Origin of the sequence: Bradyrhizobium sp. F1.13.3 (genome assembly GCF_040548265.1) — a bacterium.
Lineage (GTDB): Bacteria > Pseudomonadota > Alphaproteobacteria > Rhizobiales > Xanthobacteraceae > Bradyrhizobium.
Map to the genome: position 1 here is coordinate 177,125 of NZ_JBEPRI010000011.1, position 17,236 is coordinate 194,360.

The following is a 17,236-nucleotide window of genomic DNA, read 5'->3' on the forward strand; positions in this document are numbered from 1 at the left end:
AGTTTCCACGGCAAGGCCGCAGTAGCGCAAGCAAAATCATGGAAGTGGAGCATTGCGCCGGATGCAACGGCGCCGCGACAGCGTCTCCCGGATGCGCTATCAAGGACGGCATCATGACAGCAACAATGGACATTAATCGGGAGCGGATCGCGGTGACCGAGGCCGTCATCCGCCCGCACATCCGGCGCACGCCACTCCTCCAGGCCGATCTCGCCGATTTTGGCCTGCCGGCTTCACCCGTCATTTTCAAGCTCGAGATGCTGCAGCATTCCGGATCGTTCAAGGCGCGCGGCGCCTTCGCCAACCTGCTGTTGCGCCAGTTGCCGGAGGCCGGTGTCGTCGCCGCATCGGGCGGCAATCACGGCGCGGCGGTGGCTTATGCGGCGCAGCGGCTCGGCGTTCCCGTCACGATCTTCGTGCCCGACATCACCTCGCCGGCCAAGGCCGAGCGCATCAAAGGCTATGGCGCGAAACTCGTGATTGCGGGCAGCCGTTATGCCGACGCGCTCGCCGCAAGCGAAACCCACGTCGCGCAGACCGGCGCCATGGCCGTGCATGCCTACGACCAGGTCGAGACCTTGCTCGGCCAGGGCAGCGTCGGCATGGAGCTGGAGCAGGATGCAGCGGGCATCGACACGGTGCTGGTGGCAGTCGGCGGCGGCGGCCTGATCGGTGGTATGGCAGCCTGGAGTGCCGGCAGGACGCGCATCGTCGCGGTCGAGCCGGAGCAATCGCCAACGCTTCACGCCGCCTTCGCGGCGGGCGCGCCGATCGATGCGCCCGCGGGTGGCATCGCCGCCGATAGTCTCGCCCCGCGACGTGTCGGACAATTGATGTTTCCGATTGCGCGGGCCCACGTCGAAAAGGTCGTGCTGGTCACCGACGATGCGATCAGGCAGGCGCAGGCGGCATTGTGGTCGAGCCTGCGCCTGGTGGCCGAGCCTGGTGGCGCGGCCGCATTTGCCGCCTTGCTCTCCGGTCGCTATCGTCCCTCACCCGGCGAGCGGGTCGCGGTGCTGATCTGCGGCGCCAACACCACGGCAGTCAATTTCAACAGCTAGCGAGCTTCGCGGTGCCGGCGCTCCGTCATTGCGAGCGCAGCGAAGCATCCAGTATCTTTCCACGGAAACAGTCTGGATTGCTTCGTCGCAAGGGCTCCTCGCAATGACGGTGGGGAGGCAGCTGCGCACTAGCCGATGATCGGCACATGCTTCGCCGCCGTTCGCGGAGCGGCGCCATCGAGGCGCGGATCGTCGGCAATCTCGATCTGGCGGCGGAACGGGCGGAAGCCGGAGCGCTGGTAGAATGCAACGGCGGACGGATGATCGAAGGTGCAGGTGTGCACCCAGACGCGGGACAGGTCGCGTGACCACGCGATTTCAAGTGCACGGTTCATCATAAAGCGGGCGGCACCGCTCCCGATCAGTTTTGCGGTGACACCGAAATACACGAGCTCGCACTGGCCGGCTTCGCGAAAGTCCAGCTCCAGCAGGCCTTCATCGCGGCCGTCCAAGACAAGCGCATAGACCTCGACGCCCGGTGCGTGGATGATTGCGGCGAGCTCGGCGTCGTGCATGCGCGTCCGCGAAAACCACAACCACTCCTCGCCGACGCGGCGATGGAGGTCGCGATACCAATGAAGCGCGTGGGTATCGACCTTGCGCAGGATCCAGGCGCCGGGCGAATCGTCACGGCGCGGAGGGGGCGTGGTCATCTCGAGATGGGTGACGACGGCAGCGATCTTGCCGGGGGAAATGTCGGAATAACCGTCGGGGAGGATCATTGCGTTCCTGTAGCGCGGAGTGCGACTTACGCATTCTATGTCGTCCCGGCGAAGGCCGGGACCCATAACCACAGGGAGTGGTTTGGCGAAGATTGGTCGTTCGGGATTGGCACCAGCCGCAATCGATAGACCTCGCGGTATGGGTCCCGGCCCCCCGTGCGCAATTGCGCACTAGGCCGGGACGACTAAGCTACCCCTCGCCCTCATCGCTCGCGAGCACGCCCTTCACCGCCCTCGCCCAGCCCGCCAGCTTCCGCTCGCGCGTCGCCTGGCTCATGTTCGGCTTGAAGCGGTGCTCGAGGCGCCAGTTGTCGGCGAACTTGGTCGGTTCGGGATAGACGCCGGCCTGGAGGCCGGCGAGATAGGCGGCGCCCAGTGCCGTCGTCTCCTGGATCACGGGGCGATCGACCGGCGCGTCGAGCAGGTCGGCGAGGCGCTGCATGGTCCAGTCGGACGCGGTCATGCCGCCGTCGACGCGGAGCACGACGCTGGCCACCTCCGAGCTCGGCCAGTCGGCGCGCATCGCGGCCCAGAGATCAAACGTCTGGTAGCAGACGCTTTCGAGCGCGGCGTGGGCAAGCTCGGCCGGGCCGGTGTTGCGGGTGAGGCCGAACAGCGCGCCGCGCACGCGCGGATTCCAGTACGGCGCGCCCATGCCGACGAAGGCCGGGACGAGATAGACGCTCTGCATGGAGTCCGACTGATCGGCAAGAGGTCCGGTCTCGGCCGCGTGCTTGATGATGCCGAGGCCGTCGCGCAGCCACTGCACCGCGGAGCCCGCGACGAAGATCGAGCCTTCGAGCGCGTAGGTGCGTTTGCCACCGAGCTGGTAGGCGATGGTGGTGAGCAGCTTGTTCTTCGAAGCCACGGGCGTAGTGCCGGTGTTGAGCAGGGCGAAGCAGCCGGTGCCGTAAGTCGACTTCATCATGCCCGGACGGAAGCAGGCCTGGCCGATGGTCGCGGCCTGCTGGTCGCCGGCGATGCCGGAGATCGCAATCGCGCCGCCGAACAGGTCCGGCGTGCTCTCGCCGAAACGGGCGGAGGAATCCTTCACCTCGGGCAGCATCGAGCGCGGCACCCCGATGATCTCCAAGAGCTCGTCGTCCCACTGGCCGGTGTGGATGTTGAACAGCAGCGTGCGCGAGGCGTTGGTGGCGTCGGTGGCATGCACCTTGCCGCCGGTGAGGCGCCACAGCAGATAGCAATCGACGGTGCCGAACATCAATTCGCCGCGCGCGGCACGCGCACGCGCGCCGGGGACGTGGTCGAGAATCCAGGCGACCTTGGTGCCGGAGAAATAGGGATCGATGATCAGGCCGGTCTTCTGCGAGATCACCGGCTCGCGGCCGTCAGCTTTCAGTTTCGCGCAGATGTCGGCGGTGCGGCGGTCCTGCCAGACGATGGCGCGATGCACGGCCTGCCCGGTGGCGCGGTCCCACACCACGGTGGTCTCGCGCTGGTTGGTGATGCCGATCGCGGCAATGTCCTTTGCGCTGATGCCGGCCTGCGCGATCGCGTCGCGGCAGACCGTCACGGTCGAGATCCAGATGTCCTCCGGCTCGTGCTCGACCCAGCCCGAGGCGGGGAAATGCTGCGGAAACTCGGCCTGCGCCTTCGCGGCAATGGAAATGTCGCCGCGAAACACGATCGCGCGCGAGGAGGTGGTGCCCTGGTCGATGGCGAGGACGAAAGACATGGCGGCGAACCTTGATGTTTTCTTTGGCGTTGTCTTTGACGTTGTCCCGTGAGGGGATCATTGTGTCGGCCCAAAAAGGAGCGGATTGGAGGCGGAAGGTCAAGCCCACCGCGCTCGTCGGGCCAAGCGGCGCGTGCGGAGGGGCTAGGACAGAGAATGCGAAAATGCTACATGCCGGGCGGGCAAATGGGGCGGCATGACCTTCACGTCTTTTCAGTTCGGCATCTTCGTCGCGATCGTGTTCGGCGTCTATTACCTGCCTTCACTGCGCGGTTTCCAGGTCCCGCTGCTCGTCCTCGCAAGCGTGTTCTTCTATGGCTTCGGTCAGCCCGAGCTGCTGCCGCTGCTGCTCGTCGCGGTCCTCGGCACCTATCTCTGCCTCGTGCTTGCGTTTGATAACCGAACTTTCTGGATGCCGGCCGGCATCGTTTTCAATCTCGGCCTGCTGGCGTTCTTCAAATACAAGTTCCTGTTCGTTGACGCCGCCGCGGCCCATCTCACCAGCGTCGGGCCGATCGACTTCCTGCTGCGGCTGCCGCTGCCGATCGGCATCTCGTTCTTCGCGTTCCACAACATCAGCCTGTTGGTCGACCTGACGCGCGAGAAACGCACCGTCCGCTTGCGCGAGGTGTTCCTCTACATCATCTTCTTCCCGCAGCTCGTGTCCGGCCCGATCACGCGCGCGGCCCAGTTCATGCCGCAGATCATTCCCAAGCGGCTTGGTGACGTCGCCTTCGTCGAGGCCGCGAAGTGGATCCTGGTCGGCTATTTTTTCAAGCTGTATGTGGCGAACAATCTCAACGAGATGACGTCCTACATGGACTTCCCGCTCTACGAGACGCTGCGCACGCAGGATCGCTGGCTGCTGGTGTTTCTCTACAGCTACCAGATCTACGCCGATTTCTTCGGCTACTCGGCGATTGCGCTCGGCCTCGGCCTGCTGTTCGGCTATCGCCTGCCCGTGAACTTCAACCTGCCCTACATCTCGACCTCATTCTCTGAGTTCTGGACGCGTTGGCACATCTCGTTGTCGAGCTGGCTCAGGACCTATTTGTACATTCCGCTCGGCGGCAACCGTCATGGACCGGGACGAACCTGTCTCAACCTGATGATCGTGATGACGCTTGGCGGACTCTGGCATGGTGCCAGCCTGAGCTACGCTCTGTGGGGCATGGCGCACGGGATCTTGCTCGTGATCGAACGACCGTTCCTGAAACTCATGGGCGATGGAAGCCCCGCGGTGCGGGTGATCCGGATGGGCATCGTCTTCTTCTGCGTCACGATGCTCTGGATCTTCTTCAAGCTGCCGAACTTCGACCACGCGCTCAGCTATCTCAAGGGAATGTTCATGGCGACGGACGCGCCCAATCCGCCAAAACTGTTCACCAATCTGGCTTTGCTCTATGCCTTGCCTGTTATCATCCAGCATGCGGGCATCGGCGCGCTGATCGAAGGCCGGTTGCGGCGATGGGAGCCCTATCTCTATGGCGCGCTCGCAGCGCTTGCCTGTCTCGAAGCGGGGCCCGACAGCACTTTCATCTACTTCCAGTTCTGACATGCCGCAGGATGTGACGCTTTCATGGCTGGTCAAGTGCGCTGCTGCTGCAACCGCGCTGCTGCTGGCCTGCGCCTTCACCACGGCGCGCTTCGGCTCGGCCCTGCAGCAGCCGGCGGTCACGACCCGCGGCGGCAGCCTCGTCAGCCTGAACCGCTATGTGCAGGATCCCACGCCTGAAGTCGTGCTGGTCGGCAGTTCGGTCGCCTGGCGTCTCAAGGAGGAGTATTTCTCGCCGCCGCGCGTCCGCAATCTTTCGTTGGCGGGCGGCTCGCCGGTGACAGGTCTCGAGATCGTCGCGAACCGGCCGAACCCGCCGAAGATTGTGCTGATCGAGACGAATGTCCTGACGCGCGAGTCGGACAGCGCGCTGATCGAGAAATTTTCCGGCGGCGCGCGCACGGAAGCGCTGCTGTTGCGCCCGGTGCGAACAGCGATCGCGGGCTATGAGACGTGGAAACACGGTGAACCTGATCCCGCCCGGGCGCGCGCCGAGCGGGATCGCCTGCTCAGCCAGCCGCCGGGCACGTTCGACAACAAGGTCTATCTCGACCGTGCGCTGGAGCAGATGAACGAAGCTGACCCGACCGTGCCGGTACGCGCGAATGTGGTTCGCATCAGGCAGCTCATTGACGAGCTCCAGCGGCGCGGCACCCGCGCGTTTCTGATCCATGTTCCCTTTGCGCCGGAAATCGAAGGCTCCCGCATGGTCCGGATCACCAACGAGATCGTCGACGAAGCTTTCCCGGATCGCGCGCTTTGGCTGCCGATCGATCCGCCGCGACGCGAGCTGCGTTGGGACGACGGCGTGCACCTCGACGAACGTTCGGCCCTGATCGTCGTACGCGCCATCGAAAGCGCCATCGAACGCACCTTGGCCGAGCGCCGCCCGTAGCAGAGGACCGGCGACTACGGCGCCGCCGTCGTCACGCCGCCGTCGATGACGATGGTCTGTCCGGTCATGAAGCTCGACGCATCGGAGGCGAGGTAGGCGACTGCGCCTGCGATTTCGTCGGGCTCGCCGATGCGGCGGAGCGGGGTGGTGGCGGTGCGGCGTTTCAGATTCGCTTCGTCTTCCCACAGCGCACGGGCGAAATCGGTCTTGACGAGGCCGGGCGCGATGCAATTGACGCGGACGCCTTTCGGGCCCCATTCGCCGGCGAGCGAACGGCACAATGCGAAGTCGGCGGCTTTCGAAATGCCGTAGGCGCCTATCACGGTCGAGCCGCGCAGGCCGCCGATCGAGGAGATGATGACGACGGAGCCGTTGCCGCGCTCGGCCATTTGCGGGATCGCCAGCGCGGAGAGCCAGATGTTGCTCTTGACGTTGCTGCCCATGATCTTGTCGAAGGCCTCGTCGGTGATGTCGAGCAGCGGGCCGTAATACGGGTTCACCGCGGCGTTGCAGACGAGGATGTCGATCTTGCCATAGTGCTTGGTCGCACCCGCGATCAGCGCCTCGACCTCTTGCTTGCGCGCGATGTTGCAGGGGATGACGGCGGCCTCGCCACCGGCCGCCTTGATGCCGTCGGCGACCTCCTGGCAGGCGTCCGCCTTGCGCGAGGAGACCACCACTTTGGCGCCGAGCTTTGCGAGCAGTTCGGCGGAGGAGCGGCCGATGCCGCGGCTGGAGCCGGTGACCACGGCGACCTTGCCGGTGAGATCGAACGGGGTGTTTTTCATTGTTGTTGCTCCCTCTTCTGATTCAGCTCGCTTGCTTCATCGTCATGGCCGGGCTTGTCCCGGCCATCCACGCCTTTGTCTCGCCGCCAAGCCGTGGATGCCCGGGACAAGCCCGGGCATGACGATCTTTATGCGGCTGCCGCCTCGCGATCCGGCACTAGATCAACCCGCCACCGTCCGCCACGCGGCGCTGGTGGTAGTCGGTGTCGCCGAACGAGTTCTCGATCATGGTCAGGCGCTTGAAGTAATGGCCGATCTTCGCCTCCATGGTCATGCCGATGCCGCCGTGGAGCTGGATCGCCTGCTGTCCCACGAACTTTAGCGACTTGCCGATCTGCACCTTGGCCGCGGCAACGGCGTTGCTGCGCTCCTTGGCGTCCTCGAAATCGGCAGCCATGGTCGCGAACATCGACATCGATCGCGCCTGCTCGGCGGCGACGAACATGTCGGAGGCGCGGTGCTGCAGCGACTGGAACGAGCCGATCGCGACACCGAACTGCTTGCGCGTCTTGATGTACTCGACCGTGGTCTTCAGCGACTCGTCCATCAGGCCGACCGCTTCGGCGCAGAGCGCGATGCGGGCTTCGTCGACCACACGCTCGATCAGCGCGAGCGAATCGTCGGGATTGCCGAGCGCCGCATCGGCACCGACCTCGACACCGGTGAAGGTGATGTCGGCGGCGTGCAGGCCGTCCTGGGTCGGGTACGACTTCTTGGCGACGCCCTTGGCATCGGCCGGCACCAGGAACACGCCGATGCCGCTCTTGTCGCGGCGCTCGCCCTTGGTGCGCGCGGTCACGATGAGGGTGTCTGCGTTCTCGCCGTTGAGCACGACGAACTTCTCGCCGTCGATGACCCAACCGTCGCCCTTCTTCTTCGCCGTCGTCGTGACGTCGAAGAGATCGTAGCGCGAGTTCTTCTCGAGCTGGGCAAAGGCGAGCGTCTTGCTGCCGTCGACGATGCCGGGCACATGCGCGGCCTTCTGCGCATCGCTGCCCGCATGGCGCAGGAAGCCGCCGCCGATCACGACGGTGGCGAGATAAGGCTCGAGCACCAGCGCCTTGCCGAGCGCTTCCATCACGATCATGGTCTCGACGCCGCCGCCGCCGAAGCCGCCATCGGCCTCCGCGAAGGGCAGACCGAGCAGGCCTTGCTCGGCGAGCTTGCCCCACACGGTTTTGCTCCAGCCGCCCTTCTCCTTCATGTACTTCTTGCGACTCTCGAAATCGTAGGAATCGGTCAAGAGGCCGTCGATGCTTTCCTTGAGAAGCCGTTGCTCCTCGTTCAGATCAAAATCCATGTTCTTTGCTCTCCGGTATCGATTTCGTCATGCCCGGCCTTGTGCCGGGCATCCACGTTCTTCGCAGCGCTAGGCGTGGATGGCCGGGTCAAGCCCGGCCATGACGGTGAGTGCGTGTTGATAGTGTAGGATCACAGCCCCAGCACCGCCTTGGCGATGATGTTGCGCTGGATCTCGTTGGAGCCGCCGTAGATCGAGACCTTGCGGTTGTTGAAGTAGCTCGGCGCGATCTGGGCGGTCCAGTCCATGGCTTCGTTCGAGCCGTCGTCGCCGTGCACGTCATAGGGTGCTGCGAACGGGCCGATCACTTCCATCAGCAGCTCGGTGGTGGTCTGCTGGATCTCGGAGCCCTTGATCTTCAGCACCGAGGAAGCCGGATTGGGCTTGCCCTTGCCGTGTTTGCCTTCGTCGGCGACGACGCGGAGCTGCGTGAGCTCGAGCGCCTTGAGCTCGATCTCGCAGGCCGCCAGCTTGTCGCGGAAGGCCGCGTCCTGAATGATCGGCTTGCCGCCGGATTCGACCTTGGAGGCGAGATCGCGGATGCGGCGCAGCCGCTCCTTGGAGACGCCGACGCGGGCGATGCCGGTGCGCTCATTGCCGAGCAGGAATTTCGCGTAGTCCCAGCCCTTGTTCTCCTCGCCGATCAGGTTCTCGATGGGCACCTCGACGTCGTCGAAGAAGACCTCGTTGACCTCGACGCCCCCGTCGATGGTCTGGATCGGACGCACGGTGACGCCCTTGGACTTCATCGAGAACACGATGAAGGAGATGCCCATCTGCTTCTTGGCGGTCGCATCGGTGCGGCACAGGCAGAAGATCATGTCGGCGTGCTGGGCGAGCGTCGTCCAGGTCTTCTGGCCGTTGATGATCCACTTGTCGCCCTTGCGCTCGGCCTTGGTCTTCAGCGAGGCGAGGTCGGAGCCGGAGCCGGGCTCGGAGAAGCCCTGGCACCACCAATCGTCGACATTGGCGATGCGGGGCAGATATTGCTTCTTCTGCTCTTCATTGCCGAAGGTGTAGATGACAGGACCGACCATGCTGACGCCGAAGGCGAGCGGCTGCGGCGCCGGATAGGACTGCAGCTCCTCGTTGAAGATGTAGTGCTGCACGGAGGTCCAGCCGGTGCCACCATATTGCTTGGGCCAGTGGCTGACGCCCCACCCCTTCTTGTTGAGGATGCGCCACCACGTCACCATCTCGTCCTTCGAGAGGTGGCGGCCCTCGACCAGCTTGCGCCGCGTATCCGGCGGCACGTTGTCGCGGAAGAATGACCGCACTTGCTCGCGAAACGCCTGCTCTTCTTTCGTGAATGCGAGATCCATCGGATCCTCCTGTTTCCTCGTCGTCCTGGCGAAAGCCAGGACCCATTACCACCCGCCTTCGTTGTGCGAAGGCAACTGCTGTCTGAGCACCACACTCCGGCTGCGGAGTATGGGTCCCGGCTTTCGCCGGGACGACGCAACTACTGCAACACCTCAAAAAGCCCCGCCGCGCCCATGCCGCCGCCGACGCACATGGTGACGACCGCGTACTTCGCCTTGCGGCGGCGGCCTTCGATAAGAGCGTGGCCGGTGAGGCGCGCGCCCGACATGCCGTAGGGATGGCCGACCGCAATCGCGCCGCCGTCGACGTTGATCTTGTCGGGGTCGATGCCGAGCTTGTCGCGGCAATACAGCACCTGCACCGCGAAGGCTTCGTTCAGCTCCCACAGGCCGATATCGTCGACGGTGAGGCCATGACGCTTGAGCAGGCGCGGCACGGCGAACACCGGGCCGATGCCCATCTCGTCCGGCTCGCAGCCGGCGGAGACGAAGCCGCGGAAGATGCCGAGCGGGTTCAGCCCGCGCTTGGCCGCTTCCTTGTCGCTCATGATCACGCTTGCGCTGGCCCCGTCCGAAAGCTGGCTGGCATTGCCGGCGGTGACCGAAAATCCCTCGCCGCGCACGGCCTTGAGGCCGGCAAGACCTTCAGCGGTGGTCTCGGGGCGCGGGCCCTCGTCCTGAGAGAGCGTGACGTCCTTGAACGAGACTGCACCGGTCGCCTTGTCGGTCACCGCCATTTTGGTGGTGATCGGTGCGAGCTCGTCCTTGAACTTGCCGCCCTGCTGGGCCGCGGCCGTGCGGCGCTGGCTTTCCAGCGAATATTCGTCCTGCTTCTCGCGCGAGATGCCGTAGCGCTTGGCGACGATTTCGGCGGTGTCGATCATGGGCATGTAGACCTCGCCCTTGATCTCGAGCAGCGCCGGATCCTGCGCGTGGAAGCCGTTCATCTTGTCGTTCTGCACCAGCGAGATGGACTCTCCGCCGCCGCCGACCGCGATCTCGACGCCGTCGAAGATCACCGAACGCGCGGCGAGTGCGATCGCCTGCAGGCCGGAGGCGCATTGCCGGTCGATGGTGGTGCCGGCAACGGTGACGGGGAGACCAGCACGGAGCAGCGCCTTGCGCGCGATGTTGCCGCCGGTCGCGCCCTGCTGCAGCGCTGCGCCCATCACCACGTCCTCGACCTCCTTGGGGTCGATCTTGGCGCGCGCGACGGCCTCGCCGATGGCGTGGCCGAGCAGGGTTGCGCCCTCGGTGGCGTTGAGCGCGCCGCGATAGGCCTTCCCGATCGGGGTGCGGGCTGTGGAAACGATGACGGCGTCGGTCAAGAGCGATCTCCTGATGCAAGTCGGGTGGCAAGTTGGGCGGATTGTGATGGTTTCTGCTGCTGACGCAACTCATGGCGCGACAGCTTTCCGACCGGCGTGCGCGGCAGATCGTCGACGAATTCGACCTCCGCCGGCAATTCGTGCTTGCCGAGCTTGCCGGCGAGCTGCGCGCGCAGCTCGTCAAGCGAGAACGGCTTTGCATCCGGCTTCAGCTTGATGAAGGCTTTGGCGGCCTCCCCGCGGTACTGGTCGGGGATGCCGAGCACGATCACCTCGTGCACGCCTGGTATGGTGTAGATCGCCTGCTCGATCATCTGCGGATAGACGTTGAAGCCGCCGGAGATGATCATGTCCTTCTTGCGGTCGACCAGGAAGAAATAGCCGTCGGTGTCGACATAGCCGATGTCGCCGGTGAGAAAGCGGCCGTCGACAAAGGCCTCGGCCGATCCCTCGGGCTTGTTCCAGTAGCCTTTGGTGACGTTCGGGCCCTTGATGCGGATCTCGCCAACTTCACCCGGCGGCAGCACCTTCGTGGGATCGTCCAGGGCAACGACGTCGAGTTCGATGCCGGGCAGCATCAGTCCGATCGAGCCAGGCTTCTCGGGACCTGTGGGCGGATGGCCGGTGCCAGGCGAACAGGTCTCGGTCATGCCCCAGCCGCTGCGGAGCTTCTTGCCCACCTTGCGCTCGAAGAAATTCGCGATCTCCACGGGCAGCGGCGCGCCCCCGGAGCCGATCGTCGCCAGCGAGGAGAAATCGCGCTTGTCGAGATCGGGAAGGGCTGCGATCGCAATCCACATCGTCGGCACGCCGGGAAAATAAGTCGCGCGCTTGATTTCGATGTCGCGCATCACCGCTTCGACGTCAAAACGCTGATGCAGCGAGATCAGATTGCCACGCCTGAGCGAGGACAGCAGCACGACGGTGAGCGCATAGATGTGGAACAGCGGCAGCACGCAGATCACGCGCTCGACGACGTCGCCGCGCGTCGCGCGCGACGGCTTGCCCCAGACGTCGTAGATCGACACGGCCGAGGTGAGATTGCCATGGGTCAGCATCGCGCCCTTGGGCAGCCCGGTGGTGCCACCGGTATATTGCAGCAGCGCGACGTCGTCCGCCGTCACCGACGGCCACTGTGCCGGCGCGGTAGCGCCCTCGACGAAGGTCTTGAAGGTGACGATGCGGGGATCATTGGGGACCGCGGCCTGCGGCGTGCCGACCTTGCCCCAATTGTCGTCCTCGCAGACGACCAGGCGGTCGATCAGGCCCTTCTCCAGGAATTTCAGCGCGGTCGGCAGCAGTGCCGCGAGGTTGGAGGTGACGAGCAGGCGCGAACCGGAATCGGAGACCTTGTGGGTCAGCGCGATCTCGCCGTCGAGCGGTGATAGATGCGCGACGCGGGCGCCGGCCTTCAGCGCGCCGAAAAAATTGACGGGATGATCGGGCGTGTTGCCGAGGAACAGCGCCACCGAGCTGTTCTTGCTGCAGCCGGCGCGGAGGAATGCAGCCGCCGCACGCTCCGCCATCGCGGCGAGTTCGGTGTAGGTGATCGGACGATCGCGGAATTCCAGCGCGGTGCGCGGGCCGTACTCGGTCGCGGCTTTTGCCAGCAGGTCAGGCAACGAACCCTGGACGATGGTGTCGTCCCAGCGCACGCCCTCGGGATAAAACTGTTCGCCGGGATGGGTCATTAACGATCAATGCTCTGCAAACGTAAAGCGGGCATAGACAGACGGGCTCCCTTCCCCCTTGTGGGGAAGGGTTGGGGAAGGGGGTGCCACGAACTTGGACCTCGCCTGGGGCCACCCCCCTCCCTGACCCTCCCCCACAAGGGGGGAGGGAAAGGAGAGAGCGTTGCCTTGGCAAAGGTGTTCGCAGTCACCGAGCCCAATCCAATCACGCTGCTTTCGAGCCCGCCGCGAGTGACGCGAAGGTCTTGCCTTCTGCCGCCAGCTTCTTCAGCAGTGGCGCGGGCTCGAGGCTGGGGTCGTTGGTCTCCTTGGCATAGTAGGAGAGACGATCGGCGATGTGCTTGAGGCCGACGGTGTCGGCCCAGAACATCGGGCCGCCGCGGTAGATCGGCCAGCCATAGCCATAGAGCCAGACCACGTCGATATCGGACGGGCGCGCGGCAATGCCTTCTTCCAGGATCTTCGCGCCCTCGTTGATCATCGGATACATCATGCGTTCGAGGATCTCGTCGTCGCTGACGATTCGCTTCTTGCGGCCGAGGCGCAGCAGCGTCTCGTCGATCAGCTTCTCGACCTCGGGATCGGGCAGCGCCGCGCGGGAGCCGGCTTCGTATTTGTAATAGCCCTTGCCGGTCTTCTGGCCAAAGCGACCGGCTTCGCAGAGCGCGTCCGCGATCTCCGACTTGATGCCGCGGTCCTTGCGCGAGCGCCAGCCGATGTCGAGGCCGGCGAGGTCGCCCATCGCGAACGGCCCCATCGGCATGCCGAATTTCGTGACCACGGCATCGACCTGCTGCGGCAAGGCGCCTTCGAACAGCAGCTTTTCGGACTGCTTGCCGCGCTGGGCCAGCATGCGGTTGCCGACAAAGCCGTCGCAGACGCCGACCACGGCCGGCACCTTTGCGATCTTGCGCGCGATCGAGACCGCCGTCACAAGGGCATCCGGCGCGGTCTTGTCGGCGCGCACGATCTCGCACAATTTCATGACGTTGGCGGGCGAGAAGAAGTGCATGCCGAGCACGTCCTGCGGGCGTTTGGTCGACTTCGCGATCTCGTCGATGTTCAGGTACGAGGTGTTGGAAGCGAGCACGGCACCCGGCTTGACGTACTGGTCGAGCTTGCCGAACACTTCCTTCTTCACCGCCATGGTCTCGAACACGGCTTCGATGACGAGGTCGGCATCGCCGACGTTCTCGATGCCCACGACGCCGTTGATCAGCGCCATGCGCTTGGCGGGCGCATCCGCCGGGATACCGCCGCGCGCCGCGGTCGCTTCCCAGTTCTTCTGCATGATGCCCATGCCGCGCTTGAGCTGCTCCTCGCCGGTCTCGATCAGGGTGACGGGAACGCCGGCATTGGCAAAGGACATCGCGATGCCGCCGCCCATCGTGCCGGCGCCGAGGATGGCGACGCGGTTCACGGGCCGCGGCTTGGTCCCTTCGGGAACGCCGGCGATCTTGCTGGCCTCGCGCTCGGCGAAGAAGGCATAACGCTGCGCCTTGGACTGATCGCTGGCGACGAGCTTCAGAAAGCCTTCGCGCTCCTTCTTCAGACCTTCGTCGAACGGCAGGTCGATGGCGTAGCCGACCGCGTCGGCCGCCGCGAACGGCGCTTCCAGGCCGCGCGACTTCTTGGTCATGGCGGCAACCGCATTGGTGAAGATCGAGCGGTCGGCCTTGGCCGCCGCGATCTTGGAATCATCGTCGCGCAGACGGCGCAGCGGACGCTTTTCAGCCAGCAGCTTTCGCACGAAGGCTTCGCCTCCGGCGGCCGGGCCCTCGACGATCTCCTCGATCAGACCGTTCTTCAGCGCTTCCGCCGCGCCGATCGGATCACCGCCGACGATCATCTTGACCGCAAGCTCCGGTCCGACCGCGCGCGGAAGGCGCTGGGTGCCGCCGGCGCCCGGCAACAGGCCGAGCTTCACCTCGGGCAGGCCGAGCTTGGCTTCCTTTACTGCAACGCGGAAATGACAGGCGAGCGCGACCTCGAGGCCGCCGCCGAGCGCGGTGCCGTGGATCGCGGCCACGACCGGCTTCGGCGAATTCTCGATCTCGGAAAGCACGTCGTTGAGGGCGGGCGGCTTCGGCGGCTTGCCGAATTCGGTGATGTCGGCGCCCGCGATGAAGGTGCGGCCGGCACAGGTCAGCACGATGCCCTTAATTGCGGGATCGGCGACCGCGGCCTTGATGCACTCCAGAATTCCGCCGCGAACCGCCGCGCTCAGTGCATTCACCGGAGGGCTGTCGACCGTGACGATCCCGACTTCGTCATGACGCTCAAGCTTGACCACTTCGCTCACGGTGTTCCTCCTTGGTGGGGTAACTTTTGTTCAATTTCGCACTGCGGAATTTAATTCCGCATCTTGACGGCAGGGTTATTTTGAAGCACGTGGCTTGTCAACGACTCCGCGCAAGAAGCAGATCAGGGATGAAGCGTACAGGAAAGAAGCCAGCGACCGATCGGAATTTCGTCGTCGCGCTTTCCCGCGGACTAGACGTATTGCGCGCATTCCAGCCCAGCGACGGACTTCTTGGCAATCAGGAAATCGCGGCCCGCACCAATTTGCCCAAACCGACCGTTTCGCGGCTGACCTATACGTTGACCAAGCTCGGCTATCTGACGCCGGTTCCCCGCTTCGAGAAATATCAGCTTGCGCCGGCCGCGATGGCGCTCGGCTACGCCGCGTTGTCCAATCTCGGCGTTCGGCATTTGTCCGAACCATTCCGCGAGGAAATGATGCGCGCCACCGGAGGGGCCGTTGCCGTCGGCGGCCGCGACCGTCACAGCATGATCTATTTCGGGCAAAGCCGCGGCAGCGAGACGGTCGGCGTTCAACTTGACGTCGGCTCCCGCGTGCCGATTGCAACCAGCGCGATGGGCCGCGCCTATTTCTGGGCGCTCGAGGAAAACGATCGGGCGGAACTGTCTCGTGTCTTGCGCGAACATTACGGCAGCCGCTGGCCCAAGATGCGCGACGGGCTGGAACGTTCCGGCGAGACGGTCGCGAAATACGGATTTGCGATTTCGGTCGGCGACTGGCACGACGACATCGGCGCCGCCGGCGTCGCGCTCAGGCTCAACGACGGAACCGGTCCTTACGCATTCAATTGCGGCGCGCCCGCATTCCGCTTCACGGAAGAGCGATTGATCAACGACATTGGACCGCGTCTGCTTGCGATGGTAAGGAACATCGAAGCGGCACTTGGGGGTCTGATGCCGCATTCCAAAAAAGACGTCAGCAAAAAGCTGAAATCAGGAGGGAAAGTTGCGCGTGTGGCCGAGGGGATCAGATAGCCTTTGTCGTCATCGGGAGCGGTTCACATCGCCCCTTCGCTCACCGAACAGAGTGGGCGAGACGAGATGACGCAGGCACAGCTCGCGCAGGGGACATCGCCCCTGCTCGCGGTTCGCGACGTCAGCGTCGTGTTCGGCGGCATCGTCGCGCTCAACGGTGTGTCCTTTGACATGCACAAGGGCCAGATCCTCGGTTTGATCGGCCCCAACGGCGCCGGCAAGACTACGCTCTTCAACTGCCTCTCGCGGCTGTACCAGCCGTCGTCCGGCAACATCCTGATGGAGGGCGCGAGCATCCTGACGCGCCCGCCGCACCGGATCGCTGAGATCGGCATCGGCCGCACCTTCCAGAACGTGGCGCTGTTTCCGAACCTCTCCGTGATGGACAATGTCCGCGTCGGCACCCATGCCCGCACCTCCAGCGACATCATCAGCGACTCGCTGCGTCTGGCCTGGATTCGCCGCAGCGAGAGCGAGGTCAACAAGAAGGTGCACGAGATCCTCGCCTATCTCGACCTCGAGGACGTCGCCCACACCGTCGTGTCCGGCCTGCCGTTCGGCACGCAGAAGCGCGTCGAGCTGGCGCGCGCGCTCGCTGCCGATCCGAAGATCCTGCTGCTCGACGAGCCCGCCGGCGGTCTCAACCACGAGGAAGTCTACGCGCTCGGCGATCTCATCCGCCGTATCCGCGACGACCGCCACATGACCGTGCTCCTGGTCGAGCATCACATGGGTCTCGTGATGTCGATCGCCGACCACGTCGTCGCACTGAATTTCGGCAAGAAGCTCGCGGAAGGCACGCCGGCCCAGGTGCAGGCGGATCCCGAAGTCATCAAGGCCTATCTCGGGAGCAAGGACCAATGACGACGCTGCTCAACGTCAAGGACCTGCGCGCCTATTACGGCCAGGTCCAGGCGCTCCACGGCCTGTCCTTCTCGCTCAGCGAGGGATCGCTGACCACGCTGCTGGGAGCCAACGGCGCCGGCAAGACCACTACGCTGCGCGCGATCTGCAACATGGTGCGCTCGACCGGCGGCATCGAGTTCGACGGCAAGCCGCTGAACAACCGCTCCACCGAGAGCATCGTGCGGTTCGGCATCGCCCATGTGCCGCAGGGCCGCGGCACCTTCACCACCATGACGGTGGAGGAAAACCTCCAGCTCGGCGCCATCACCCGCAAGGACAGCGCCGGCATCATCTCCGACATCGAGCGCATGTATGCGCATTTCCCGGTGCTCAAGCAGCGGCATACCCAGCAGGCCGGCACGCTTTCGGGCGGCGAGCAGCAGATGCTCGCGGTCGCCCGCGCCCTGATGCTGCGGCCGCGGCTGATGCTGCTGGACGAGCCTTCGTTCGGCCTGGCGCCGCTCGTCGTGCGCGACCTGTTCGGCATCCTCGGCAAGATCAATCGCGAGGACAAGGTGTCGATCCTGGTGGTCGAGCAGAACGCCCAGCTCGCTCTTGAGCTCGCCGACCAGGCCTATGTGATCGAGACCGGACGCATCGTGATGTCGGGCAACGCCAAGGACATCGCGAACAACGAAGAAATCCGCAAATCCTATCTGGGTTACTGAGGAGCCG

14 protein-coding genes are annotated in these 17,236 nt (G+C 64.7%); 6 read left to right on the forward strand and 8 right to left on the reverse strand.

The features are described from left to right. Positions 1-113 precede the first annotated feature (113 nt). Complete coding sequence (locus tag ABIB66_RS27440) at positions 114-1,061, forward strand: threonine/serine dehydratase (protein ID WP_354209509.1); 948 nt, start codon at positions 114-116, stop codon at positions 1,059-1,061. A gap of 128 nt (positions 1,062-1,189) precedes the next feature. On the opposite strand, the gene ABIB66_RS27445 is transcribed toward ABIB66_RS27440, so the two are convergent. Together ABIB66_RS27445 and glpK are read right to left on the reverse strand one after the other, a co-directional pair. Then, on the reverse strand, positions 1,190-1,783 hold the full coding sequence (locus ABIB66_RS27445; RefSeq protein WP_354209510.1) for a GNAT family N-acetyltransferase: 594 nt from the start codon (positions 1,781-1,783) through the stop codon (positions 1,190-1,192). Between the two features lie 190 nt (positions 1,784-1,973). Then, entirely contained in the window at positions 1,974-3,479 is a 1,506-nt protein-coding gene (gene glpK / locus ABIB66_RS27450; protein WP_354209511.1) for a glycerol kinase GlpK, read from the reverse strand. 196 nt (positions 3,480-3,675) lie between these two features. On the opposite strand from glpK, the gene ABIB66_RS27455 reads away from it, so the two are divergent. Both ABIB66_RS27455 and ABIB66_RS27460 read left to right on the forward strand, forming a co-directional pair. Then, positions 3,676-5,034: an MBOAT family O-acyltransferase gene (locus ABIB66_RS27455; RefSeq protein ID WP_354256212.1), complete on the forward strand. Its 1,359-nt coding sequence runs from the start codon at positions 3,676-3,678 to the stop codon at positions 5,032-5,034. Position 5,035: 1 nt separating this feature from the next. Next, entirely contained in the window at positions 5,036-5,929 is an 894-nt protein-coding gene (locus ABIB66_RS27460; RefSeq protein WP_275172313.1) for a hypothetical protein, read from the forward strand. Between the two features lie 14 nt (positions 5,930-5,943). Here ABIB66_RS27460 and ABIB66_RS27465 read toward each other — a convergent pair whose 3' ends face one another. From ABIB66_RS27465 to ABIB66_RS27490, 6 genes are all read right to left on the reverse strand, one after another. Next, positions 5,944-6,717 (reverse strand): SDR family NAD(P)-dependent oxidoreductase, encoded by a 774-nt coding sequence (locus ABIB66_RS27465; RefSeq protein ID WP_275172314.1) that lies wholly within the window; start codon positions 6,715-6,717, stop codon positions 5,944-5,946. Positions 6,718-6,874: 157 nt separating this feature from the next. Further along, on the reverse strand, positions 6,875-8,017 hold the full coding sequence (pimD, locus tag ABIB66_RS27470; RefSeq protein ID WP_354209513.1) for a pimeloyl-CoA dehydrogenase small subunit: 1,143 nt from the start codon (positions 8,015-8,017) through the stop codon (positions 6,875-6,877). Positions 8,018-8,148: 131 nt separating this feature from the next. Beyond that, positions 8,149-9,339 carry a pimeloyl-CoA dehydrogenase large subunit gene (gene pimC / locus ABIB66_RS27475; RefSeq protein WP_354209514.1) on the reverse strand — a complete coding sequence of 397 codons (1,191 nt, stop codon included), beginning with the start codon at positions 9,337-9,339 and terminating at the stop codon, positions 8,149-8,151. 140 nt (positions 9,340-9,479) lie between these two features. Continuing rightward, positions 9,480-10,667 (reverse strand): acetyl-CoA C-acyltransferase, encoded by a 1,188-nt coding sequence (locus tag ABIB66_RS27480; RefSeq protein ID WP_354209515.1) that lies wholly within the window; start codon positions 10,665-10,667, stop codon positions 9,480-9,482. Beyond that, positions 10,664-12,358, reverse strand: coding sequence for a dicarboxylate--CoA ligase PimA (gene pimA, locus ABIB66_RS27485; protein WP_354209516.1), 1,695 nt, complete (start codon positions 12,356-12,358; stop codon positions 10,664-10,666). The genes ABIB66_RS27480 and pimA overlap by 4 nt, the downstream gene beginning before the upstream one ends. Positions 12,359-12,563: 205 nt before the next feature. Beyond that, positions 12,564-14,660, reverse strand: coding sequence for a 3-hydroxyacyl-CoA dehydrogenase NAD-binding domain-containing protein (locus tag ABIB66_RS27490; protein ID WP_275172319.1), 2,097 nt, complete (start codon positions 14,658-14,660; stop codon positions 12,564-12,566). 128 nt (positions 14,661-14,788) lie between these two features. On the opposite strand from ABIB66_RS27490, the gene ABIB66_RS27495 reads away from it, so the two are divergent. From ABIB66_RS27495 to ABIB66_RS27505, 3 genes are all read left to right on the forward strand, one after another. Further along, positions 14,789-15,655, forward strand: coding sequence for an IclR family transcriptional regulator (locus tag ABIB66_RS27495; RefSeq protein ID WP_199198222.1), 867 nt, complete (start codon positions 14,789-14,791; stop codon positions 15,653-15,655). A gap of 66 nt (positions 15,656-15,721) precedes the next feature. After that, the gene (locus ABIB66_RS27500; protein WP_275172320.1) at positions 15,722-16,519 is read left to right on the forward strand and encodes an ABC transporter ATP-binding protein; all 798 of its coding nucleotides are present in this window, start codon (positions 15,722-15,724) and stop codon (positions 16,517-16,519) included. Beyond that, positions 16,516-17,229, forward strand: a complete 714-nt coding sequence (locus ABIB66_RS27505; RefSeq protein WP_275172321.1) for an ABC transporter ATP-binding protein — start codon at positions 16,516-16,518, stop codon at positions 17,227-17,229. The genes ABIB66_RS27500 and ABIB66_RS27505 overlap by 4 nt, the downstream gene beginning before the upstream one ends. Positions 17,230-17,236 lie beyond the last annotated feature (7 nt).